Origin of the sequence: Microbacterium sp. NPDC079176 (genome assembly GCF_040686675.1) — a bacterium.
Taxonomy (GTDB): domain Bacteria; phylum Actinomycetota; class Actinomycetes; order Actinomycetales; family Microbacteriaceae; genus Microbacterium.
Window position 1 is genome coordinate 349,404 of the sequence record NZ_JBFBLM010000005.1, and the last position, 24,124, is coordinate 373,527.

A 24,124-nucleotide genomic window follows, 5' to 3' on the forward strand; every position below is an offset into this window, starting at 1 on the left:
AGTGGCCCCGCACGAGACGGGAGATGCGAAAGTGACCCCGCACACGGCGACGCCGAGCGGTCGCCGGTGTCTTGACGGTCCGCCGACCTCCGTGACACACTGCTGTGACCGGTCACAGTGACCACCGCCGACCCCGAGGTATCCGTGAGCAACGAAGCCCCCGTCTTCTCCCCTGAGATCGACGCCTCCATCCAGGCCGTCCGCGAGGATGTCGCCCGTCTGCACGGCGAACTGGTCCGTTACGACCTCATCGTCTGGACCGGCGGCAACGTCTCGGGCCGCGTGCCCGGAGCCGACCTGTTCGTGATCAAGCCGTCGGGCGTCAGCTACGACGACCTCACGCCCGAGAACATGATCCTGTGCGACCTCGACGGCGCCGTGATCCCCGGCACTCCGGGCAGCGACCGCTCGCCCTCGAGCGACACTGCCGCCCACGCCTACGTCTACCGCCACATGCCCGACGTCGGAGGTGTCGTGCACACGCACTCGACGTTCGCCGTCGCGTGGGCAGCCCGTGGCGAAGAGATCCCCTGCGTCATCACGGCCATGGCCGATGAGTTCGGCGGTCCTATCCCGGTCGGTCCCTTCGCGATCATCGGCGACGACTCGATCGGCCGCGGCATCGTGCAGACGCTCACCGGCCACCGCAGCCGCGCGGTGCTCATGCAGAACCACGGTCCCTTCACCATCGGAGTCGACGCGAAGGATGCCGTGAAGGCCGCCGTCATGGTCGAAGACGTGGCCCGCACCGTGCACTACGCCCGTGAGGCCGGCCCGCTGATCCCGATTCCGCAGGAGGCCATCGACAGCCTCTTCAACCGCTACCAGAACGTCTACGGACAGAACTCGGACGCCCGACGATGAGCGACACGACCCGCACGACCGCCCGCGACGACATCCTCGCCGGCCGCACGAGCCTCGGCATCGAGCTCGGCTCCACGCGCATCAAGGCCTGTCTGATCGGATCCGACGCCACCGAGGTGCTCGCGACCGGGTCGTTCTCGTGGGAGAACCGCCTCCAGGACGGCCTCTGGACCTACGCGATCGACGAGGTGTGGACAGGCCTGCAGGCGGCATACGCCGGTCTCGTCGCCGACGCGGACGAGCGCCACGGCGTGCGCCCCGAGACGTTCGGCGCGATCGGGATCTCGGCCATGATGCACGGATACCTCGCGTTCGATGCGCAGGGCGAGCTGCTCACGCCGTTCCGCACCTGGCGCAACACCAACACGGGCGCCGCGGCGGCCGAGCTGACCGACCTGCTCGGCGTGAACATCCCCCTGCGCTGGTCGATCGCGCACCTGCACCAGGCGGTGCTCGACGGCGAGGCGCACGTGCCGCAGCTCGACTTCGTCACCACCCTCGCGGGCTATGTGCACACGAGGCTGACGGGCGAGCGCGTTCTCGGCGTCGGCGACGCCTCCGGCATGTTCCCGATCGACTCGGCCACCGGAGACTACGACGAGCGGATGCTGCAGGCCTACGACGCCCTCGCCGCCGACCGTCTTCCCGCCGCAGCCAAAGACCTGCTCCCGACCGTCCTTCCCGCCGGCGCCGCCGCCGGGACGCTCACCGCCGAGGGCGCGGCCCTGCTCGATCCGTCGGGCGCGCTGACCTCCGGCATCCCGCTCTGCCCGCCCGAGGGCGATGCGGGCACCGGCATGGTCGCGACGAACTCGGTGTCGCCGCGCACCGGCAACGTCTCGGCCGGAACCAGCATCTTCGCGATGGTCGTGCTCGAGCGCCCGCTCTCCGAAGTGCACCACGAGCTCGACCTCGTGACGACACCCGCGGGCGACGCCGTCGCGATGGTGCACTGCAACAACGGCGCGAGCGAACTGGCCGCCTGGGCAGGGCTCTTCACCCGTTTCGCCGCCGCCGCGGGGCAGCCGCTGAGCGATGACGCGGTCTTCGACGCACTCTTCCGCGAGGCTCTCGACGGAGAGGCGGATGCCGGCGGCCTGCTGGCCTACAACCACCTCGCGGGCGAGCCGATCGCCGGCCTCACCGAGGGGCGCCCGCTGTTCGTGCGCACCCCCGACAGCGCCTTCACGCTGGCGAACTTCATGCGCTCGCAGCTGTACGGCGTGTTCGGCACGCTCGCGCTGGGGATGCAGGTGCTCGCCGCCGAAGGAGTCGAACTCGACCGCATGTTCGCGCACGGTGGCATGTTCCGCACCGCGGGGGTCGCGCAGCGTTTCCTCGCCGGAGCGCTCGGCGCTCCCGTCGCGGTGGGCGAGCTCGCCTCCGAGGGCGGCGCGTGGGGCATCGCGGTGCTCGCGTCGTACCTCGCGCACTCAGAGACGGCGTCGCTGGGGGAGTACCTCGAGCGCGACGTCTTCGCCTCGGCATCCCTCGCGGTCGCCGACCCCGACCCTGCCGACGTCGCCGGCTTCACCGCCTACCTCGACCGCTACCGCGCGGGCCTCGCGATCGAAGCCGCCGCGACCACCGCTCTCTGACCCCCACGCGCACTCTTCACGCCGACACCGGAACACCCAAGGACTCTCATGCCCCGCACCCCGCTCACCACTTCGCTCGACGGCTACGAGGTCTGGTTCCTCACCGGCAGTCAGCACCTCTACGGCCCCGAGACGCTCGCGCAGGTCGCCGAGCAGTCGCAGGAGATCGCCCGCATCCTCGACGAGGCCGGCGAGGTGCCCGTGACCATCGTCTGGAAGCCGGTGCTGACGGATGCCGCAGCCATCAAGCGCACGGCCCTCGAGGCGAACGCCGACGACCGGGTCATCGGCCTGATCGCGTGGATGCACACCTTCAGCCCCGCGAAGATGTGGATCGCCGGTCTCGACGCACTGCAGAAGCCGCTCGCGCACCTGCACACGCAGGCGAACGTCGAGCTGCCGTGGGCCGACATCGACTTCGACTTCATGAACCTGAACCAGGCGGCGCACGGCGACCGCGAGTTCGGCTACATCCAGACGCGCCTCGGCGTGCCGCGCAAGACCGTCGTCGGTCATTCGAGCGACCCGCGGGTGCGCCAGGAGATCGCGACGTGGCAGCGTGCGGCCGCCGGCCTCGCGGCATCCCGTTCGCTCAAGCTCGCCCGCTTCGGCGACAACATGCGCTTCGTCGCGGTCACCGAGGGCGACAAGACCGAGGCCGAGCTGCGCTTCGGCGTGCAGGTCAACACGTGGGGCGTGAACGACCTGGCGGATGCCGTCGCCGCGGCATCCGACTCCGAGATCGACGCCCTCGTGGCCGAGTACGAAGAGCTGTACGAGGTCGTGCCGGAGCTTCGTCGCGGTGGCGACCGCCACCAGTCGCTGCGCGACGGGGCCGCGATCGAGATCGGTCTGCGGACGTTCCTCGAAGAGGGCGGCTTCGGCGCCTTCACGACCTCGTTCGAAGACCTCGGCGCCCTGAAGCAGCTGCCGGGCCTCGCGGTGCAGCGTCTGATGGCCGAGGGATACGGCTTCGGCGCCGAGGGTGACTGGAAGACCGCGATCCTCGTGCGCGTCGCCAACGTCATGGGCGCGGGCCTGCCCGGCGGGGCGAGCCTCATGGAGGATTACACCTACGACATGACGCCCGGCGACGAGCTGATCCTCGGGGCGCACATGCTCGAGGTCTCGCCCTCGCTCACGACGGCGAAGCCGACCCTCGAGATCCACCCGCTCGGCATCGGCGGCAAGGAAGACCCGGTGCGCCTGGTCTTCACCGCCGACCCCGGCCCCGCGATCGTCGTCGCCCTCAGCGACATGCGCGACCGCTTCCGCCTCACCGCGAACGTCGTCGAGAACGTGCCCCCGCGCCAGTCGCTGCCGAAGCTGCCGGTCGGCCGCGCCGTGTGGAAGCCGCAGCCCGACTTCACCACCTCGGCCGCCGCCTGGCTGACCGCGGGTGCTGCGCACCACACGGTGATGTCGACCGCCGTCGGGCTCGAGGCCTTCCGCGATTTCGCAGAGATGGCCGAGGTCGAGCTGCTCGTGATCGACGATGCGACTACCCTGCCCGAGTTCCAGAAGCAGGTCCGCTGGAACCAGGCCTACTACCGACTCGCGCAGGGGCTGTGATGACGGGAGCCGGCCGGCCGCGCTCGGGGCGTCAGCTGCGCATCACCGGGCACGGATACGAAGCCGTGATCGCGAGCGTCGGCGCCTCGCTGCGCCTGCTCGCATTCGAAGGACGCGACCTGGTCGTGCCCTTCGACGCCGACGAGGTGCGGCCCGGATACCGCGGCACCACCCTCGCACCGTGGCCCAATCGCATCGTCGACGGTCGCTACACGTTCAGCGGCGCCGAGCATCAGCTGGCCCTCACCGAGCCCGCCCGCGGACAGGCGCTGCACGGGCTGCTCGCCTGGGCGGAGTTCGAAGACCGACTGGTGCTCGACGACCGCGTCGTGCTCGCGGCCGTGATCGAGCCGCAGACCGGCTATCCGTTCCGCGTCGAGGTGGAGACCGAGTACCGCATCGGCGGCGACGGCCTTCAGCAGACCGTCACCGCGCGCAACCTCGGGACGGATGCCGCGCCCTGGGGCACAGGGCCGCACCCGTATCTCGTCGCCGGACCCGATGGTCGGGTCGATGACTGGACGCTGACCCTGCCGGCATCCGAGGTGCTGACCGTCACCGACGACCGGCTGAGCCCGGTGGCGCTCGAGGGAGTGTCCGCGCATCCGCACTGGGACTTCCGCGTTGCGCGCCCGATCGCCGACGTCTTCATCGACCACGCGTTCTCCGGCCTCGCCCGCGAGGGCGGAGTCGCCGAGGTGCGCGTGGTGACGGATGCCGGAAGCGGCGTCGTCATGACCTTCGACGAGCGCTGCCCGTGGGTGCAGGTGCACACGGCCGACAACCCCGGCATCGACGCGATCCATCGCATCGGCCTCGCGGTCGAGCCGATGACCTGTCCGCCGGACGCGTTCAACTCGGGGACCGACCTGGTCGTGCTCGAACCCGGCGCGACGCACGCAGCATCCTGGCGGATCGCCGCCGTCTGACGCGTGGCGGCCGGCCGAGTCGCTCGCGGCACGGTCGTGGCGCCGATGCGGGGCCAGTTCTTCGGCATCCGGGACTCGGTGCGGGGCCAGTTCGGCATCCGAATGGGGCGTCTCCGGTGCGCAACTGGCCCCGCACGCAGGGTGCGGGTGCGGGTGCGGGTGCGGGTGCGGGTGCGGGTGCCGGATGTCGCGCCTGCGGACCGCGCCTCTCCGATCAGGCGAGTGCCGCGACCAGGGCCCGGGCTGCGGATGCCGACGACTGCGGGTTCTGGCCGGTGATGAGCAGTCCGTCGACGATGGTGTGATCGCTCCACGGGTCGGTCACGTCGATGTCGGCGCCGAGCTCGCGCAGAGAGGTCTCGAGCAGGAACGGCGCGCGGTCCGCGAGCCCTCCGAGGCGCTCCTCCTCGTCGGAGAATCCGGTGATGCGCCGTCCGGCGACGAGCGGCTCGCCTGCAGCATCGCGTGCGGGCAGCAGCGCCGCGAGCCCGTGGCACACCGCGGCCAGTGGACGTCCCGCCGCGACGGTCGCCGAGATGAGCGCCGCCGAATCGGCATCCACAGCGAGGTCCTGCATCGGTCCGTGCCCGCCGGGGTAGTAGACGGCCGCGTAGGCGGCGCCGTCGACATCGGCGAGCACCAGGGGAGTGCTGAGCCCCGGGATCTCCGCGAGCGCCGCGGCATCCCCGTCGCCGAGGCTCGACGCATCGGCGACCGGCTCGACACCGCCGGGTGTCGCGAACACCACGTCGTGCCCCGCGGCAGTGAGCAGGCGATAGGGGGCGAGCAGCTCTTCGGCCCAGTAGCCGGTGGGGTGCTCGGTGCCGTCGGTCAGAGTCCAGGTGCGGGCGCCGGAGACGACGAAGAGGACGGATGACATGGATGCTCCCAGGGTTCGGACGACGGATGCCGTGCGGATGCGATATCCAGGACAACGGCCCGCCGCGACGAACGATTCCGATAGATTGCCGATATGAGCAATCGGAATTCCGATGGATTGCCCGACCTGGGGCTGTGGCGCACCTTCCTCATCGCGCACCGATCCGGGTCGGTGTCGGCGGCGGCGCGCAGGCTCGGACTCGCGCAGTCGTCGGTCACGACGCAGTTGCAGGCGCTGGAGGCGAGCGTCGGCGAGCCGCTGTTCGTCCGTCATGCCCGCGGCATCCGTCCGACGCCCCGAGCCGACGAGCTCGCCGCGCGGCTCTCGGGCCCGCTCGACGCGTTGGCGGATGCTCTCGGCACCCACCCGGCCCTCGAACCGCCGGTCATCCGCCTCGGCGGGGCGGGGGAGTTCCTGGCCGCCGTCGCCGCCCCGGCTCTCGCGAGTGCTGTGGCCGGCGGACTGCGGCTTGCGGTGACCACGGGCCTGGCCGACGACCTGCTCGATCAGCTGAGGGTCGGCAGCCTCGACCTGGTGATCTCCGCCGTGCGACCTCGCGGACGGGCGCTTCCGAGCATGCCGCTGTTCGACGAGGAATTCGTGCTCGTGGCCTCGCCGTCGCTGAGCATCGACCCGTCTCCGGCCGTCTCACCGGACGCGATCGCGCACGTACCTCTGCTGGCATACGACCGAGACGTCCCGATCGTCCGACGGTACTGGCGCCACGTGTTCGGCATCCGTCTCGACCGGGAACCGGCTCTCGTCTTCCCCGACCTGCGCGCGCTCGCCGCCGCTGCGGTTGCGGGGGCGGGCGTCACCGCCCTGCCGACCTATCTGATCGCCGACGAACTCGCCGATGGCAGACTCGTCGACCTGCGACCCACCCAGGACCCGCCGATTAACACGCTGTATCTCGTGCGGCGACCGGGTCCGTTGTCCGACGGGGTCGCGGCCGTGGAGAAGGCGCTGCGCGCCGCCGTCGCCGACCTCTGACGCTCGTCGCGGCGGCGGTGCGGGGTCAGTTTCGCATCTGGAGTCCGGTGCGGGGTCAGTTTCGCATCCACCATCCGGTGCGGAGTCAGTTTCGCATCGGAAACGCCCGATTCGGATGCGGTAGTGGCCCCGCACAGATGCACTGCCCGGCCTCACAGATGTGCAGCCGCTCGCGCGGCGAACGCACACGACGGACGGATGCCGCACCTCACGGACGCACGCGTCTCGCGGGTGCACACGACGGACGGATGCCGCACCTCACGGACGCGCGCACCTCATGCACGCACCTCACGGACGCACGACCTCACGGACGGATCGCACACGGCAGGTGCGGCAGACCGATGCGGCAGAGGCGACCGAGCCTCAGCGGTTGAGCCAGTGGCGCAGCGTGCGCGTGACCCAGGGCAGCACCCAGTAGGTCATGATCGGCGTGAGCACGACGGTCGTGGCGAGCACGCGCAGCCAGATCGGCAGTTCGTTCCAGCCGGGCACGGGGCTCAGCGCATAGGTGAAGGCGAGGTTCAGCGGGAAGAACCCGAGCCAGATCGACACGGCCTGCTTCCACCGCGGCGGGGTGCTGACCATCGCGACGGTGGTCGTCGAGCCGTCAGCGCGGGGGAGGGTGATGGTGTCGGTGGTCGGCTCGTCGAACCAGCCCTCGATGCCCGTGCGGCGGCGCACGCGCTCACTGCGCACGAACTGCTCGCCGGTCGACTTCCACCACTCGCGCTCGCCCGACTGCTCCCACGCCACAAGCGACTTCTCGTCGGAGAAGCGGTACAGCATGTGCCAGACATGCGAGTCCTCGCCGTCGCGCACCCAGCCGGATCCGAGGAACCCCGGGTATCGGTGCGCCAGATTCACGCCGGTCTGCACCCAGGCGGTGGCGGCGGCGACATGCTCGGGGTCGACCTCGCGGCGGATGGAGACGGTGATGGGTTCGCTGGACATGGTGGGGTCCTCGGAGAGAGCGGATCGCCCGGGTCACGGGCGCCTCGACGGTGGGGGATGCGCCGGGGTGCGGGCGCGTGTTCGATTGTATTTCGGATGCCGGGTGGCGCCGGTCGTTTTTCGCCGCGCGCGAAGACGGCATCGAGGTGCATGCCCGATGCCGATACCGATGCCGGGTGCCGGGTGCCGGGTGCCGGGTGCCGGGTGCCGGGTGCCGATGCCGGGTACCGATGCCGGACGCTTCAGAAGGCCGAATGCGCCTGCGACGGCCGGATGCCGGGAATCCGGCCGTCGCGGGCGCGCATGGCCGAGGCTGGTGCAGGGCAGCGACGCGGCATCCGTCCCCGCACTCCGCGACAGGGCGAGAATAGGAGGCATGAGCACGCGCAGCGAAGCCGTCCTGATCGATGTCGTCCGCACTCCCGTCGGACGCGGCAAGCCGGGCGGCGCGCTCTCGGGTGTGCATCCTGTCGACCTCGCGGCGGGTGCTCTCGCCGCGATACTCGAGCGCAGCGGGCTCGAGTCGAGGCAGATCGACGACGTGCTGCTCGGTTGCGTGAGTCAGGTGGGGGACCAGTCGTCGAACATCGCGCGGCAGGCTGTGCTCGCCGCGGGTTTCGACGAGTCGATCCCCGCGACGACGATCGACCGCCAGTGCGGGTCCAGCCAGCAGGCCGTGCACTTCGCCGCCCAGGGGATCATGGCCGGCGCGTATGACGCGGTCATCGTCGGCGGCGTCGAGTCGATGAGTCGGGTGCCGCTCGGATCGTCTGCGTCCGGCGGGTCGCCGATGTCGCCTCGCCTGCGTGAGCGCTACCCCGAGGGACTCGTGAACCAGGGCGTCTCGGCCGAGCTGATCGCCCAGCGCTGGGGCATCGATCGCGCAGCGCTGGATGAGTACGCCGCCGAGTCGCACCGCCGCGCGGCGGATGCCTGGTCCACAGGCTTCTTCGACCGCACCGTCATCCCGGTCGCCGAGGCTCCGGATGCCGCGGGCGACGAGACCGTGCGCGCCGGGACGACGGCCGAGGGGCTCGGGGGACTCAGCCCCGCGTTCCGCACCGACGCTCTTGCCGCCCGATTCCCGGACGTCGACTGGCGGATCACTCCCGGCAACTCCTCGCCGCTGACCGACGGAGCATCCGCTGCGCTCGTGATGAGCGCCGAGCGTGCCGAACAGCTGGGACTCACGCCGCGGGCGAGGTTCCACGCGTTCACGGTGGTCGGCGACGATCCGCTCATGATGCTGACCGGCCCGATCCCCGCGACGCGGCGCATTCTCGAACGCACCGGACTGACGATCGATGACCTCGACGCCTATGAGGTCAATGAGGCCTTCGCGTCGGTGCCACTGGCCTGGGCCGCGGAACTCGGGGCGGATGCCGCCAAGCTCAACCCGCGAGGAGGTGCGATCGCCCTCGGGCACGCACTGGGCTCGTCGGGCACCCGCCTGCTCGGCACCCTGATCGACCATCTCGACGCGGTCGGCGGCCGCTTCGGACTGCAGACCATGTGCGAGGGCGGTGGCATGGCGAACGCCACGATCATCGAGCGGCTGTAATCCGGCACCCGGCACCCGCTGTGCGCCTGCCGGGTCGATGTTCGCCGGACAAGACAGAGAAGACCCCCGCCGACCCGATTCGGCGGGGGTCTCTTCGGGAGCAGACGCTCACCGTATGCGCGGATGACGTGACTACCCGATCCGGTCTGAGTCTGTGTCCGCGCATCTGCAGTTGTAGTCGGCGAAGGTGTCCGGACGGTGAACGCGGCGAGAAATCCTCCTCACCCGGGATTCGCGATCCTGGAAGCGTTTGCGACTTAAGGCCATCAGCAACATTCGCACCCCTGACTTTTCGCCAGAACACTACTGCAAGCGCTTGCAGTCATAGACCCCGCCCTGCTAGCTTCACTCGCAAGCCTCCGGACACGTCGTCGTGTCCGCCGCCATCAGGGAGCATCATTTGTTCAAGTCGGCTCGGTCGAAGACGACCGCTTCACGTCCGCTCGCCCTACTCGCCGTCACCGCGCTCGTCGTCTCGGGCTTCGGCGCGGCCGGCACTCTCGGCGGCTCATCCGCCGCGGCGGCCGATCGCACCGTGGCTCTCGTGGGCTCGCTGCAGTCCGAGCTCGGCTGCGCGGCGGACTGGGCGCCCGACTGCACCGAGACCGAGCTCGAGCCCACGGGCGCCGAGGGCATCTACTCCGCCGAGTTCGAGGTCCCTGCGGGCACGTGGCAGTACAAGGTCGCGGTGAACGACGGCTGGGACGAGGCGTACGGGCTCGACGGCGGGGCCGACGACATCCCCTTGACTGTGGCCGGCCCGACGACCCTCCGCTTCACGTTCGACGACACGCTCAAGCGCGTCGGGCTCGAGGCCGCCGACCTGCGTGGCGGCTACACCTCCGACGATGAGGCGCTCATCGCGAGCCCGGCCCGACAGGCGGGTGCCGGCGAGCAGTTCTACTTCGTGATGACCGACCGCTTCGCGAACGGCGACACGGCCAACGACACCGGCGGTCTCGAGGGCGACCGGCTCACCACCGGTTTCGACCCCACGGACAAGGGCTTCTATCAGGGCGGCGACATCGCCGGAATCCGCGAGAACCTCGACTACATCGAGGGGCTCGGCACATCGGCGATCTGGCTGACGCCGAGCTTCGCCAACAAGCCGGTGCAGGGTGAGGGCGCCAACGCCTCTGCCGGCTATCACGGCTACTGGATCACCGACTTCACCCGCATCGACCCGCACCTCGGCACCAATGAGGAGCTGCAGGCGCTGATCGCCGACGCGCACGCCCGCGACATCAAGGTGTACTTCGACATCATCACCAACCACACCGCCGACGTCATCGACTACGCCGAGGGGCAGTACTCCTACATCGACCAGGCGACGAGTCCCTACACGGATGCCGCGGGTACGGCGTTCGACCCGGCCGACCACGCGGGCACCGACGGGTTCCCCGAACTCGACCCGGCGACGAGCTTCCCCTACACGCCGGTGATCGACGACAGCGAGGCCGACGTCAAGGTGCCGGCCTGGCTGAACGACCCGTCGCTCTATCACAACCGCGGAGACTCGACCTGGTCGGGGGAGTCGGTCACATACGGCGACTTCAGCGGACTCGACGACCTGATGACCGAGCACCCGACGGTGGTCAACGGCTTCGTCGAGGTCTACGACAAGTGGATCGACCTCGGCATCGACGGCTTCCGCATCGACACCGTCAAGCATGTGAACTTCGAGTTCTGGGAGAAATGGACGGCCGACGTCCTCGACTACGCGCACGAGAAGGGCAACGACGACTTCTTCATGTTCGGCGAGGTCTACGACGCCGACCCCGTGAAGCTCGCACCGTACGTGCGAGACACCGACATGAACTCGATCCTCGACTTCACGTTCCAGTCCTCCGCCGTCAGCTACGCGTCGGGCAATTCGGCCAAGGGCCTGCAGTCCCTGTTCGCGGGCGACGATCGCTACACGACACCCGACTCGTCGGCGACGGCACTGCCCACGTTCCTCGGCAACCACGACATGGGCAGGGTCGGATCCTTCCTCCAGACGACGGATGCTCCGCTCGAGCGCGACGAGCTGGCGCACGAGCTCATGTTCCTCACCCGGGGTCAGCCGGTCGTCTACTACGGCGACGAGCAGGGCTTCACCGGCCCCGGCGGCGACAAGGACGCCCGGCAGTCGCTCTTCGCCACCCAGGTCGCCGACTACGCAAATCAGAACCTCATCACCGGTGAGCAGGCCGGCTCGGTCGACCGCTATGCGACGGATGCCGCGCTCTACGAGCACATCGCCGCGCTGTCAGAGCTCCGGCAGTCGAACCCGGCGCTCAGCGAGGGCGCGCAGATCGAGCGGTACGCGGCGTCCGGTGCTGGTGTGTACGCGTTCTCCCGCGTGGATGCCGACGACAAGGTCGAATACCTGGTGGCCGTGAACAACGCCGCCACCGCGCAGACGGTCGACCTCACCACGCTGACCGCCGACGCCTCGTACGAGGTGCTCTACGGTGACGCCGCGTCCCTCGCCACGGATGCCGGTGCGGCCGCCTCGATCACGGTGCCGGCTCTGTCGGCGGTGGTCTGGAAAGCCGACTCGACCGTCACGGCGCCGTCCGAGGCGGCATCCGTCGAGGTCGTCGTGCCCGCCGCCGGAGCCGGTGTCACCGGACAGTCCGCCGTGCAGGCCGACATCGCCGATCAGTGGGCGCAGACGAGCTTCGCCTGGCGCGTCGTCGGCTCCGAGGAGTGGCAGGCGCTCGGCACCGCGGAGGACACCGACCCCCGCGTCTTCCACGACATCCGCGATCTCGCGAACGGCACGCTCGTCGAATACCGGGCCGTGACGACGGATGCCGCGGGCAACCACGCCGCAGCCTCGACGTACGCGTCGGTCGGCAACGCCGTGACGCTGACGGCCGGCGAGGAGCCCGAGTCTCCGATCGACATGGTGACCGTGCCCGGCAGTCTCAACTCCGAGATGGGCTGTGCGGGCGACTGGGACCCTGCCTGCGAGAAGGCGAAGCTGACCCTGCGCGCCGACGGCGTATGGGAGGGGGCTTTTGATCTGCCGGCCGGCGACTACGAGTACAAGGCCGCGATCAACGGCAGCTGGGCCGTCAACTACGGTGCGAACGGTGTGCCGGACGGCTCGAACGTCACGCTCACCCACGCGGGCGGGCCGATCACCTTCTACTTCGACCCGCGCACGAACATCGTGCAGTCCTCGGCCGACGGACCCATCGTGACGCTGCCGGGCTCTCTGCAGGACGAGCTCGGCTGCGCGGCGGACTGGTCTCCCGACTGCCTCGGCACCCTCATGGCCGACGGTGACCGCGACGGCGTCTACGAGTTCTCGACCGCCGACCTCCCCACCGGAGCCTACGAGCTCAAGGTGGCGCACGGCCTGAGTTGGGCTGAGAACTACGGCGCCGACGGAGTGCCGGGCGGCGCGAACATCTCGTTCAGCGCGGCCGAGGGCAGCGTGACGTCGTTCCGCTACACGCTGGCGACGCACGTTCTCGAGGTCGTGAGCGCGGACCCGCAGCTCCCCGGCGCCGGAGAGCAGCGCGCACAGTGGGTCGACGCCGAGACGATCGCCTGGCCGGCGACTCTCGGGTCTGTCGACAAGGCGGCCTATCAGCTGTACTCCTCGGCGGACGCCTCGCTCGCGGTGGCAGACGGCGACATCGCGGGTGGCGAGTCGATCGCGCTCGAGGTGATCGAGGGCGGCCTGACGGACGAGCAGCTCGCCCGGTTCCCCGCGCTCGACGGATACCTCGCCCTGCGGGTGACGGATGCCGATGCGGCGGCACTGCTGCGAGCGCAGCTCGCGGTCGTCCAACGTGACGAGACGGGGGCGCCCTCCGCATTCACCGGCGTGCAGATCGCCGGGGTTCTCGACGATCTCTATGCCGCAGCCCTCGACGACGTCGACCTGGGCGTGACGTTCTCGGGCAAGAAGCCGACGTTCCGGCTGTGGGCGCCGACGGCGCAGAGCGCGACCCTTCTCACCTGGGACGAGGGCGCCGAGGGCGACCCCGCTCGGCACGAGGCCACGTGGGATGCGGCGTCCGGCGTCTGGTCGGTCGCGGGCGCCAAGGATCTCAAGGGCGACGAGTTCCTGTGGGAGGTCGTGGTCTATGCGCCGACGACCGGTGCGATCGAGACGAACCGGGTCACCGATCCCTACTCGACGGCGCTCACTCTGAACTCGCGGCGTTCGGTCGCCATCGACCTCGACGACAAGGCCTGGCAGCCGAAGCAGTGGCAGAAGGCCGAAGCGCCGGTCGTCGAGCGCGCGGTCGACCGGGCGATCTACGAGCTGCACATCCGCGACTTCTCGATCAGCGACGAGACGGTTCCGGCCGACGAGCGCGGCACGTACCTGGCGTTCACCCGCGACAGCGCGGGCACCGATCAGCTGAAGCAGCTCGCGGATGCCGGAATCAACACCGTGCACCTGCTGCCCTCCTTCGACATCGCCTCGATCGAGGAGGACCGCGCAGCGCAGGCGGTGCCCGACTGCGACCTCGCCTCGTTCGGCCCGGCCGACGCGGCACAGCAGGCGTGCATCCAGGCGGTCGCGGATGCCGACGGCTTCAACTGGGGCTACGATCCGTACCACTACTCGACGCCAGAGGGCTCGTACGCGGTCGACGCCGACGGCGGCGCCAGGGTCAGCGAGTTCCGGTCGATGGTCGGCGCTCTCCATGACATGGACCTGCAGGTCGTGCTCGATGAGGTGTTCAACCACACGGCGGCATCCGGTCAGGCCGAGAAGTCGGTGCTCGACCAGGTCGTGCCCGGCTACTACCACCGGCTGAACGCGGCCGGCGGCGTCGAGACCTCGACATGCTGCCAGAACGTAGCGACCGAGCACCTCGCCGCGCAGAAGCTCATGGTCGACTCGATCGTGACCTGGGCGCGCGACTACAAGGTCGACGGCTTCCGCTTCGACCTCATGGGCCACCACTCGACGACGAACATGCAGGCGATCCGCGACGCGCTCGACGCCCTGACCCTCGCGAAGGACGGCGTCGACGGTTCGGCGATCCATCTGTACGGCGAGGGCTGGAACTTCGGCGAGGTGGCGGACGATGCGCTGTTCGAGCAGGCCACCCAGGGGCAGCTGGGAGGCACCGGCATCGGCACGTTCAACGACCGCCTGCGCGACGCCGTGCACGGCGGCAGCCCGGTCGACTCGTCGTCGACGTTCCGTCAGGGCTTCGGCACCGGTCTCGGCACCGACCCGAACGGCGATCCGATCAACGGCACGGTCGAGCAGGCGCTCGCCGACCTCGGCCACGAGACCGATCTCGTCAAGCTCGGGCTGGCGGGCAATCTGCGCGACTTCGAGTTCACGACGAGCGACGGCTCGGTGACGGCGGGAGAGGCGATCGACTATCGCGGCTCCGCGGCGGGCTATGCCGATCAGCCGGACGAGACGATCAACTACGTCGATGCGCACGACAACGAGACGCTCTACGACCTCTCGGTGCTCAAGCTCCCGGTCGACACGACGATGGCCGACCGCGTGCGGATGAACACGCTGGAGCTCGCGACTGTGACGCTCTCGCAGTCGCCGTCGTTCTGGCATGCAGGCACCGAGCTGTTGCGGTCGAAGTCCCTCGATCGCAACAGCTACAACTCCGGTGACTGGTTCAACCGCATCGACTGGACCGGTCAGGAGTCGACGTTCGGCTCGGGGCTGCCGACCGCGGCAGACAACGAGGAGAAGTGGCCGATCATGGCGCCGCTGCTCGCCGATCCTGCGCTCAAGCCGGCCGCGGCCGACATGGCGGCCGCAGAGGCATCCGCTCTCGATCTGCTGCGCATCCGCGACGAGGTCGATCTGCTGCGGCTCGGCTCGGCCGAGCTGATCCAGCAGAAGGTCACGTTCCCGAACGGCGGGGCGGGGGCGGCTCCGGGCGTGATCTTGATGCAGATCGACGACCTGACGGGTCCCGACGCCGACGCCGATCTCGACGGGGCGCTCGTCGCGTTCAACTCCTCTCCTGCGCCGGTCACGCAGACCGTCGCGGGGCTGGCCGGGCGTTCGTTCGCGCTGACCCCGGCTCAGGCGAACGGAGCGGATGCCGTGGTCAAGACCACGACCTGGGACGCCGCGACCGGCACCGTGACGATCCCCGCCCGGTCGGTCGCCGTGCTGGTCGACGACCAGGTGCAGCCGATCGATACGCGGGTGCGCGCCTCCTCCGACCTGCTGGTGAAGTCGGGCAAGAGCGCCACCGTGAAGGTCACCGTGGCGGCCGACGACGGCAGCGCGCCGGTGGGCACGGTGACGGTGCACGACCGCGGCAAGGTCGTCGCCACGGTCGAGCTGGCTCCCTCCGACAAGGGCAGGGTTACCGTCTCGGTGCCGAAGCTGAGCCGTGGGGTGCACCTGCTCACGGTCCGCTTCGACGGCACGGAGCCGTGGCGGGACTCCCGCAGCACGCGCAGCCTCCCGGTGATCGTCTACTGAGGTCGAGGCGAGGGGTGCGGCCGCGCGCCGCACCCCTCGCCTCGCGCGACCGCGGCCGTCCTCGCGTGATCAGTCCCGCGCGTCGACCCCGCTCGTGTCGATGAACGCCCAGCCGTATGCACCGAGCTCGCGGCGCGCCGCGGTCGACCCCGAGAGCACATCGCGGCCGGGCACATCGACCGCCAACGGCTCCGCACTGTGGTTGATGACGGTGAGGATGCCGCCTCGGCGTGCGATCTCGACGTGCTCGGGAAGGCCCTCGATCTCGGCCGTCACTCCCGCCTCGACGGCGAGCCAGCGCAGCACGGCTGCCATGCCGGCGTCGTCCGGGATCGTCGCGAGGTAGTAGCCGTTGCCGTCCCCGAAGGCCTTGCGGGTGAACGCCGCTCGCCCGGCGGTGCGACCCTCGGTGAAGCGACCCAGCACCTCGGCATCCTGCACGAGGAGCTCTTCCGCGAAGTACTGGCCGACGATCGTCCCCGCGGGGCCGTCCACTGGCGCCTCCGACTGGCCCGGCCCGTCGGGCACGGCGTGGCTCGCGACCTCTCCGGCAGAGTCGGCCGATCGCACCGACTCGGGCGGCACCAGCGCCCCGAAGTCCTCGAGCGCGACGCCGAGCGCGTCCCGCAGCGAGACGATGAAGCCGCCCTCGCGGAACGCGTCGTCCTGGTCGACGACATCGCTGAACGCCGAGACGAACAGGTTGCCGCCCTGCGCGACATACGCCGTGAGATTCGCGGCGCCCTCATCGCTCAGCAGATACTGCTGAGGCGCGACCACGAGTGAATAGCCGCGGAGATCGCTCGTCGTGTTCACGATGTCGACCGCGAGGTTCTGCCGATGCAGCGCCGCATGCCAGCGGTGCGAGAGCGTCAGGTAGTCGAGCACGATCGGGTGGTCGCGCCCGTCGATCGCCCACCAGTTCTCCCAGTCGAAGACGAGAGCGATCTTCGCCCCCGACGAGACGTCCGGCATCTCGGGGAGCTGCGCGAGCTGTCCGCCCAGCTCGACGACCTCCCGCCAGGTGCGGGTGTCGAGCCCGGCCTGCGGCACCATCGCCGAGTGGAACTTCTCGCTGCCGCGGCGCGACTGCCGCCACTGGAAGAACATGATCCCGTCGGCGCCTCGGCCCACCGCCTGCGCGCTGATCGCCGCCATCTGACCGGGTGCTTTCGGGGCGTTGGTGGGACGCCAGTTCAGGGCATTGGTGGACTGCTCCGTGAGGATCCAGGGCACCCCGGGCTTGAGACCGCGCATCAGCTCGCGTGCGAACGCGGCCCCGCGGAACGACTCGGGGTCGTTGGGATCGGGGTAGTTGTCGTCGCTGATCACGTCGACCTCGGCCGCCCACTTCCAGTAGTCGGCCGGCGGGAACGCGCCCATGAAGTTGGTCGTGATCGGCTGGGTCGCTCCCGCGGCGCGGATGATGTCGCGCTCCATCACGTATAGCTCGAGCAGGGTGTCGGAGGTGAACCGTTTGAAGTCCAGCACGCTGGTCGGGTTGATGCTGTACGGCGCCTTGCGCGGCGGCACGATCTGATCGAAGTCGGTGTAGCGCTGCGACCAGAAGTCCGTGCCCCAGGCGTGGTTGAGGGCGTCGATCGTCGCGTACCTGCGCTGCAACCATGCGCGGAACGCGTCGCGCGCGGCGTCGGAGTAGTCGTAGTGCAGATGGCATCCGTACTCGTTGTTGACGTGCCACAGCACGACGGCAGGATGCTGCGCGTAGCGCTCCGCGAGAGCGGTGACGAGTTCGGCCGCGAGGCGACGGTAGACGGGAGAGGAGGGCGCGAACGCCTGGCGGCTGCCGGGCCAGAACGTCGAGCCGTCGGCATCCTGCGGCAGCATCTCGGGGTAGGCGGTCGAGGCCCACGGCGGCGGGGATGCGGTGGCGGTGGCGAGGTCGACCTGGATGCCGCCCTCGTGCAGCAGCCCGATGATCTCGTCGAGCCACTCCCAGTCGAACTCGCCCTCGGCCGGCTGGATGCGCGACCACGAGAAGATCCCCAGGCTCACGAGCGTCACGCCGGCCTCGCGCATCAGCCGGACGTCGTCCGGCCACACCTCTCGCGGCCACTGCTCGGGGTTGTAGTCGGCGCCGTAGTGCATGAGTCTCCTGGGTCGGGTGTTCGGCCTGCTCTCTCGACCCTAGCGGGGAAGCGCTTTCCAGCACAGTCGTCCGGCGTGCTTCCGCAACTGCAAGGACGCCCTAGTAAATATGCGGATGCCGAAGTACCATCGTCATAGTGCCAACGACGGCGCGAAGGGACATCGCACAATGACTCGTACCATTCCCCACTTCGTAGGCGGAAAGCACCTCACCCCCGAGGGAGGGCGCTTCGCCGACGTGTTCGATCCGAGCACGGGATCCGTCCAGGCGCGCGTGCCGCTGGCCTCCGCGCAGGAGGTCGCCGATGTGATCGCGAACGCCGAGGCCGCGCAGGTCGAGTGGGCGGCGACCAACCCCCAGAAGCGCGCACGGGTGCTGCTGCGCTTCCTCGATCTCGTGCAGCGCGAGATGACCGAGCTCGCCGAGCTGCTTGCGAGCGAGCACGGCAAGACGGTCGACGATGCGAAGGGCGACATCCAGCGGGGTCTCGAGGTCATCGAGTTCTCCGCGGGCGCGCCGCACCTGCTCAAAGGCGAGTACTCGACGGGTGCCGGCGCCGGCATCGACGTCTACTCGATGCGGCAGCCGCTCGGAGTGGTGGCGGCGATCACCCCGTTCAACTTCCCGGCGATGATCCCCCTGTGGAAGGCGGGCCCCGCCCTCGCCGCCGGCAACGCCGTGGTGCTCAAGCCCAGCGAGCGCGACCCCTCGGTGCCGGTGCGCATCGCCGAGCTGTTCCTCGAGGCGGGGCTGCCCGCCGGGGTCCTCAACGTCGTGCACGGTGACAAAGAGGCCGTCGACGCGCTGCTCACCGACGACCGCATCCGCGCCGTCGGCTTCGTGGGCTCGACACCGATCGCCGAGTACATCTATTCGACGGCGGCCGCGCACGGCAAGCGCGCGCAGTGCTTCGGCGGCGCCAAGAACCACATGATCGTCATGCCCGACGCCGACCTCGACCAGGCCGTCGACGCGCTGATCGGCTCGGGATACGGATCGGCGGGCGAGCGCTGCATGGCGATCTCGGTCGCGGTGCCGGTCGGCCAGGAGACGGCGGATGCTCTCGCCGCCAAGCTCACCCAGCGCGTGGCGCAGCTGCGGATCGGCCCGTCCCTCGCCTCCGACGTCGACTACGGGCCACTCGTCACCCGGGCTGCCGTCGAGCGGGTCGAGGGGTACATCCAGCAGGGGGTCGACGAGGGCGCGACCCTCCTGGCCGACGGTCGCGGCTTCACGGTGCCCGGTCATGAGCAGGGCTTCTACCTCGGACCGACGCTGTTCGACGACGTGACCACCGACATGGCGATCTACCGCGAGGAGATCTTCGGACCGGTGCTCGTGATCGCCCGCGCCGCCGACTACGAGGAGGCGCTGCGCATGGCATCCGAGCACGAATACGGCAACGGCGTCGCGATCTTCACGCGCGACGGAGACGCGGCACGCGACTTCGCCGCACGGGTCGAGGTCGGGATGGTCGGCGTCAACGTGCCGATCCCGGTGCCGATCGCGTACTACACGTTCGGCGGCTGGAAGCGCAGCGGGTTCGGCGACCTCAACCAGCACGGCGCCGATGCCTTCCGCTTCTACACGAAGACCAAGACGGTCACGAGCCGCTGGCCGTCGGCCGGCATCCGCGACGGCGCCAGCTTCGTGATCCCCACCATGCACTGACCTCGCGACGCCCACAAGGAATCGACATGACAATGACCACCGTCACCACCACCGCCGAAGAGCGCGAGGCCATTCTCGACGCCGTCCGCGAGTTCGCCGAGACCGAGCTCGCACCCTTCTCCGCCGAGCGCGACGAGAAGCACATCTTCCCCCGCGAGTCGCTCGGCAAGGCCGGAGAGCTGGGCCTCGGCGGCATCTACGTGAGCGAGGAGTTCGGCGGCACGGGCCTCAGCCGCTCCGACACCGTGGCGATCTTCGAAGAGCTCGCGAAGGGCGATCCCGCCGTCGCCGCCTACATCTCGATCCACAACATGGTGGTGTGGATGATCGACACCTACGGCGACGATGCACAGCGCGGCCGCTGGCTGCCCGACCTCACCGCCATGCAGGAGTTCGGCGGCTACTGCCTGACCGAGCCGGGCGTCGGATCCGATGCCGCGAACGTCGCCACGAGCGCGGTGCGCGACGGGGACGACTATCTCCTCACCGGCGTGAAGCAGTTCATCTCGGGTGCCGGCGAGGCCGCCGTCTACGTGGTGATGGCCCGTACCGGCGAGCCGGGAGCCCGGGGCATCAGCGCCTTCCTCGTTCCCGGCGATGCCGAGGGACTCAGCTTCGGGGCGCCCGAGAAGAAGATGGGCTGGCACGCCCAGCCCACCCGTCAGGTGATCCTCGACGGCGTGCGCATCCCCGCATCCGGAATGCTCGGCGACGAGGGCCGTGGCTTCGCGATCGCGATGTCGGCGCTCAACGGCGGTCGCCTCAACATCGCGGCCTGCTCCATCGGAGGTGCCCAGTGGGCCCTGGATCGGGCGGTGCAGTACGTGCACGAGCGCGTGGCGTTCGGCGAGCCGCTGGCCGAGAAGCAGTCGATCCTGTTCGCGATCGCCGACATGCGCACCGACCTGCAGGCCGCTCGCCTCATGGTGACCGACGGGGCGCTGGCGGTCGACGAGCACGCCCCGGATGCCACGATGCGATGCGCGATGGCCAAGCGCTTCGCGACGGATGCCGGATTCGACGTCGCCAACCGCGCGCTGCAGCTGCACGGCGGCTACGGCTACCTGCAGGACTACGGCATCGAGAAGGTCGTGCGCGACCTGCGGGTGCACCAGATCCTCGAGGGCACGAACGAGATCATGCGCCTGATCGTCGGGCGCGAGATGCTGCGACCGGCGGGATCCGCCTCGATGCGGAGCGCATCATGAGCGAGTCGTCGAGCGTCCGGATCGCCTTCCTCGGACTCGGCCACATGGGGCTGCCGATGGCGAAGAACCTCGTCGCCGCAGGGCACGAGGTGCACGGGTTCGACCTGGTGCCCGTGGCGATCGAGGCGGCGCAGGCCGCCGGCATCCCCGTCGCGGCCAGCGGAGCGGACGCCGTCGCCGACGCCGATGTCGTCATCACGATGTTCCCGGCGGGAAGGCACGTGATCGACGCGTACCGCACCGAGCTGCTCGCCGCAGCCGGCCCCGGCACCCTGTTCATCGAGTCGTCGACGATCGCGGTCGACGAGGCCCGTGCCGCCCACGCGCTCGCGCTCGCCGCGGGGCATCGCAATGTCGACGCCCCGGTGTCCGGCGGCGTCGTCGGTGCCGAGAACGGCACGCTCGCGTTCATGGTGGGCGGCTCGGACGAGGACTTCGCCGCCGCACTGCCGGTGCTCGAGATCATGGGCACGCGCATCGTGCACTGCGGGGGGTCGGGGCTCGGCCAGGCCGCGAAGGTGTGCAACAACATGGTGCTCGCCGTCTCGCAGATCGCGGTGGCCGAGGCTTTCGTGCTCGGCGAGCGGCTCGGGCTCGAGCACCAGGCGCTGTTCGACGTGGTGTCGCAGGCGTCCGGTCAGTGCTGGTCCATCACGACCAACTGCCCCGTGCCTGGCCCCGTTCCGACGAGCCCGGCGAACCGCGACTACCAGCCGGGCTTCGCCGGTGCTCTGATGGCGAAGGATCTCGGGCTCGCGCTGCAGGCGATCGAGCAGACGTCGACCGACGCGCGGATGGGGCGGCTCGCCCAGCAGCTCTACGCCGCCTTCGCTGCGGGCGACGGCGCGACCCGCGACTTCTCCGGCATCATCACCGACATCCGCGACGGCAGCGTGTGAGCCGCGCGAGATACTGAGATGACCACGACGGAGAGGCCTTCACGATGACGGAATACGAGACGATCCTGGTCGAGCAGCGCGGACGTGTGGGGTGGATCACCCTGAACCGCCCCGAGGCGCTCAACGCGTTGAACAGTCGCCTCGCCGACGAGGTCACCGCGGCCGCTGTGGCCTTCGACCTCGACGACGGGGTCGGCGCCATCGTCGTGACCGGGTCTGAGAAGGCGTTCGCCGCCGGCGCGGACATCAAGGAGATGGAGGGCATGTCGGCCTCCGAGATGCTCGAGACCGATCATTTCGGCGTCTGGCATGAGTTCGCCGCGGTGCGCACGCCCGTGATCGCCGCCGTCTCGGGGTTCGCACTCGGGGGAGGATGCGAGCTCGCGATGATGTGCGACATCATCCTCGCCGCCGACACCGCGAAGTTCGGGCAGCCCGAGATCAACCTCGGCGTCATTCCCGGCATGGGCGGCACGCAGCGGCTCATCCGCGCCGTGGGCTACTACAAGGCGGCCGAACTCGTGCTGTCCGGTCGGTTCATGGGCGCCGAGGAGGCGGAGCGCTCCGGCCTCGTGTCGCGCGTCGTGCCGGCATCCGACCTCCTCGCCGAGGCTACGAGGCTCGCCGAGACCATCGCGTCGAAATCGCTGCCGTCGGTGTTCGCCGCGAAGGCCGCGCTCGACGCGGCGATGGAGACGACGCTCGCCGATGGCCTCGCCCACGAGAAGCGGGCGTTCGCCGAGCTGTTCGACACCGCAGACCAGAAGGAAGGCATGTCCGCCTTCCGGGAGAAGCGTGCGCCCGACTTCCAGAACCGCTGAGCGCCGCTCCACAACTCCGGAGGACTGCGCCCGTTCCGTGCCGAGCACCCGCCGGCAAGCCCGAGCCTCTTCGGATCTCCGGAGTCATGGAGCAGAGCCTGCACGCAGGCGGCGGGAGACCTCAGCCGCGCAGCGCGTCGACGATCTTCGCCACGCGCCGCTCGCGGGTCGCATCCTGTTTGGCCTCCGCCACCGAGCGGGCGTGCTCTTTGCGCACGGAATAGGGGAGCGCGTCGAAGGCGGCGCGCAGCGCGGTGTCGGCGTCGAGCGCCTCCGCGAGGGCGGCGGGCACCTCGACAGTGCGCTCGGCCGCATCCAGCCGGATCACCGCATCGACCTCCTCGTCGATCTCGACGCCGAGGTCGGCGCGCACAGCCTTGCTGAAGCCGATCATGTTCGCACCTCCCATCCGGGCCAGGCGCAGACGGGCGGTGCGTCCTCCGATCGTGACCGCGACGGGGAACGCCTTCCCCGCTCCGAACGAGGCGACCTGCTCGTCGGTGAGGATGATCGCGGCGGCGGGGCCACGGCCTTCGAGGATCGTGTGCAGGCGCAGTTCGCTCATGCGGGCAGTGTACGCCCGCGTCCCTCGGCCTCGGATGCCAGGTGGGCGTTGCGCTCCTCGATCAGGCGTCGCATGTACTCGCGAAGGATCAGACGGTCGACGAGGCGTCCGATCGGACCGAACGGCGAGTGGAAGACGATCGTGTCGCGGGCCAGGGTTCCCTGCGGATGCTCCTCGAACACGTGCTCGTGCTCGAACGCTCCGAACGGCCCGGAGAGCTGCCGATCGCGGAACCCACGCGGCGGGTCGACGTCGTACACGATCGTCCGCAGCCGGAACGGGATGCCGAAGTGCCGTGCTCGCCACGTGACGGTCGACCCCTCCGTGAACACGCCGCCGGCGGGAGCCTCGATCATGGTCTCCCGGTATCGCGCCATCGACCGCAGGTGCATCCCGGGGTCGAGAGCGACTGCGAACACCGTCTCACGCGGTGCGGCGATGACCGTCTCGAGCACGAACGCGGCCATGTCAGAGCGGCTCGGGCTGCGGCCTGGGGTCGGTGAAGTCGCCGGCGGCCTTGCGCATGCGGGCGACGATCGCGACGAGCTCGGCGGCATCCTCGCGGCTCATCCCCGGGTCGGCGAAGACATCGGCGTTCAGGGCGTCCGTGGCGCGAGCGACCAGTTCTCGGCCCGACTCGGTCAGGGCGAGCAGTGCCGCACGGCCGTCGTGCGGGTGCGGTTCGCGCACGATGAGTCCGTCGCGCACGAGGCGCTCCGCGGTGCTCGTGACGGTCGTCGCGTGCACCTGCAGTCGGGCGACGACGCTCGACAGCGGCAGTCGGCCCGACCGGCTGAACGCCAGCAGACGCAGCATCTCGTATCGGGCGAAGCTGAGCGCGAAGGGCTTGAGCGTCGCGTCGACCCGCGCGAGCAGCAGCTGCTGCGCGCGCATGACGGAGGTGACGACGGTCATGCCGTCGGCGGCATCGGTCCATCCGTGCGCGAGCCACTGCCGCTTCGCCTCGGCGAGCGGATCGACGGGCAGCGGACGCGGTCGGTTCACGGTTCTACGGTAGGCCATCGCGTCGCCGCAGCCGGGACCCGGCACCCGGGAGCCGACTGGTGGT

17 protein-coding genes are annotated in these 24,124 nt (G+C 69.9%); 11 read left to right on the plus strand and 6 right to left on the minus strand.

What is annotated here, in order from left to right:
- Nucleotides 1–144: 144 nt before the first annotated feature.
- Genes AB0P11_RS14715 through AB0P11_RS14730 form a run of 4 tightly spaced genes read left to right on the plus strand, consistent with a single transcriptional unit; the run spans nt 145 to nt 4,963 of the window.
- A complete protein-coding gene (locus tag AB0P11_RS14715; RefSeq protein WP_363522687.1) occupies nt 145–864 on the plus strand; it encodes an L-ribulose-5-phosphate 4-epimerase in 720 nt (239 codons plus the stop codon).
- Complete coding sequence (locus AB0P11_RS14720; RefSeq protein WP_363522689.1) at nt 861–2,462, plus strand: FGGY-family carbohydrate kinase; 1,602 nt, start codon at nt 861–863, stop codon at nt 2,460–2,462. The genes AB0P11_RS14715 and AB0P11_RS14720 overlap by 4 nt, the downstream gene beginning before the upstream one ends.
- A 48-nt stretch (nt 2,463–2,510) precedes the next feature.
- Nucleotides 2,511–4,034: an L-arabinose isomerase gene (gene araA / locus AB0P11_RS14725; RefSeq protein WP_363522691.1), complete on the plus strand. Its 1,524-nt coding sequence runs from the start codon at nt 2,511–2,513 to the stop codon at nt 4,032–4,034.
- A complete protein-coding gene (locus tag AB0P11_RS14730) occupies nt 4,034–4,963 on the plus strand; it encodes an aldose 1-epimerase family protein (RefSeq protein WP_363522693.1) in 930 nt (309 codons plus the stop codon). The genes araA and AB0P11_RS14730 overlap by 1 nt, the downstream gene beginning before the upstream one ends.
- A 214-nt stretch (nt 4,964–5,177) precedes the next feature.
- Here AB0P11_RS14730 and AB0P11_RS14735 read toward each other — a convergent pair whose 3' ends face one another.
- Nucleotides 5,178–5,843: a type 1 glutamine amidotransferase domain-containing protein gene (locus AB0P11_RS14735; protein ID WP_363522695.1), complete on the minus strand. Its 666-nt coding sequence runs from the start codon at nt 5,841–5,843 to the stop codon at nt 5,178–5,180.
- A gap of 93 nt (nt 5,844–5,936) precedes the next feature.
- Between AB0P11_RS14735 and AB0P11_RS14740 the strand changes: the two genes are divergently transcribed.
- Nucleotides 5,937–6,836 carry a LysR family transcriptional regulator gene (locus tag AB0P11_RS14740; protein ID WP_363522697.1) on the plus strand — a complete coding sequence of 300 codons (900 nt, stop codon included), beginning with the start codon at nt 5,937–5,939 and terminating at the stop codon, nt 6,834–6,836.
- A 363-nt stretch (nt 6,837–7,199) separates the two neighbouring features.
- Here the strand turns inward: AB0P11_RS14740 and AB0P11_RS14745 are convergent, their stop codons facing one another.
- Nucleotides 7,200–7,787, minus strand: coding sequence for an antibiotic biosynthesis monooxygenase (locus tag AB0P11_RS14745; protein WP_053097861.1), 588 nt, complete (start codon nt 7,785–7,787; stop codon nt 7,200–7,202).
- Between the two features lie 376 nt (nt 7,788–8,163).
- Here AB0P11_RS14745 and AB0P11_RS14750 point away from each other — a divergent pair, with 376 nt between their 5' ends.
- Together AB0P11_RS14750 and pulA are read left to right on the plus strand one after the other, a co-directional pair.
- Nucleotides 8,164–9,348, plus strand: coding sequence for a thiolase family protein (locus AB0P11_RS14750; protein WP_363522699.1), 1,185 nt, complete (start codon nt 8,164–8,166; stop codon nt 9,346–9,348).
- A gap of 400 nt (nt 9,349–9,748) precedes the next feature.
- Nucleotides 9,749–15,781: a pullulanase-type alpha-1,6-glucosidase gene (pulA, locus tag AB0P11_RS14755; protein WP_363522701.1), complete on the plus strand. Its 6,033-nt coding sequence runs from the start codon at nt 9,749–9,751 to the stop codon at nt 15,779–15,781.
- 69 nt (nt 15,782–15,850) lie between these two features.
- On the opposite strand, the gene AB0P11_RS14760 is transcribed toward pulA, so the two are convergent.
- Entirely contained in the window at nt 15,851–17,890 is a 2,040-nt protein-coding gene (locus AB0P11_RS14760) for a beta-galactosidase (protein ID WP_363522703.1), read from the minus strand.
- A gap of 169 nt (nt 17,891–18,059) precedes the next feature.
- On the opposite strand from AB0P11_RS14760, the gene AB0P11_RS14765 reads away from it, so the two are divergent.
- From AB0P11_RS14765 to AB0P11_RS14780, 4 genes are read left to right on the plus strand one after another with little or no spacing between them, the layout of a single operon-like run.
- Nucleotides 18,060–19,562: a CoA-acylating methylmalonate-semialdehyde dehydrogenase gene (locus AB0P11_RS14765; protein WP_056280628.1), complete on the plus strand. Its 1,503-nt coding sequence runs from the start codon at nt 18,060–18,062 to the stop codon at nt 19,560–19,562.
- A 26-nt stretch (nt 19,563–19,588) separates the two neighbouring features.
- Nucleotides 19,589–20,770, plus strand: coding sequence for an acyl-CoA dehydrogenase family protein (locus AB0P11_RS14770; RefSeq protein ID WP_072591951.1), 1,182 nt, complete (start codon nt 19,589–19,591; stop codon nt 20,768–20,770).
- A complete protein-coding gene (gene mmsB / locus AB0P11_RS14775; RefSeq protein WP_363522706.1) occupies nt 20,767–21,669 on the plus strand; it encodes a 3-hydroxyisobutyrate dehydrogenase in 903 nt (300 codons plus the stop codon). The genes AB0P11_RS14770 and mmsB overlap by 4 nt, the downstream gene beginning before the upstream one ends.
- A gap of 44 nt (nt 21,670–21,713) precedes the next feature.
- Nucleotides 21,714–22,490: an enoyl-CoA hydratase-related protein gene (locus tag AB0P11_RS14780; RefSeq protein WP_053097849.1), complete on the plus strand. Its 777-nt coding sequence runs from the start codon at nt 21,714–21,716 to the stop codon at nt 22,488–22,490.
- 121 nt (nt 22,491–22,611) lie between these two features.
- On the opposite strand, the gene AB0P11_RS14785 is transcribed toward AB0P11_RS14780, so the two are convergent.
- The 3 genes from AB0P11_RS14785 to AB0P11_RS14795 are packed head-to-tail and all read right to left on the minus strand — an operon-like array spanning nt 22,612 to nt 24,060.
- Entirely contained in the window at nt 22,612–23,055 is a 444-nt protein-coding gene (locus AB0P11_RS14785) for a YdeI/OmpD-associated family protein (RefSeq protein WP_363522708.1), read from the minus strand.
- Nucleotides 23,052–23,522 carry an SRPBCC family protein gene (locus tag AB0P11_RS14790; RefSeq protein WP_053097845.1) on the minus strand — a complete coding sequence of 157 codons (471 nt, stop codon included), beginning with the start codon at nt 23,520–23,522 and terminating at the stop codon, nt 23,052–23,054. The genes AB0P11_RS14785 and AB0P11_RS14790 overlap by 4 nt, the downstream gene beginning before the upstream one ends.
- A gap of 1 nt (nt 23,523) precedes the next feature.
- The gene (locus AB0P11_RS14795; protein WP_053099260.1) at nt 23,524–24,060 is read right to left on the minus strand and encodes a MarR family transcriptional regulator; all 537 of its coding nucleotides are present in this window, start codon (nt 24,058–24,060) and stop codon (nt 23,524–23,526) included.
- Between the last annotated feature and the right edge of the window lie 64 nt (nt 24,061–24,124).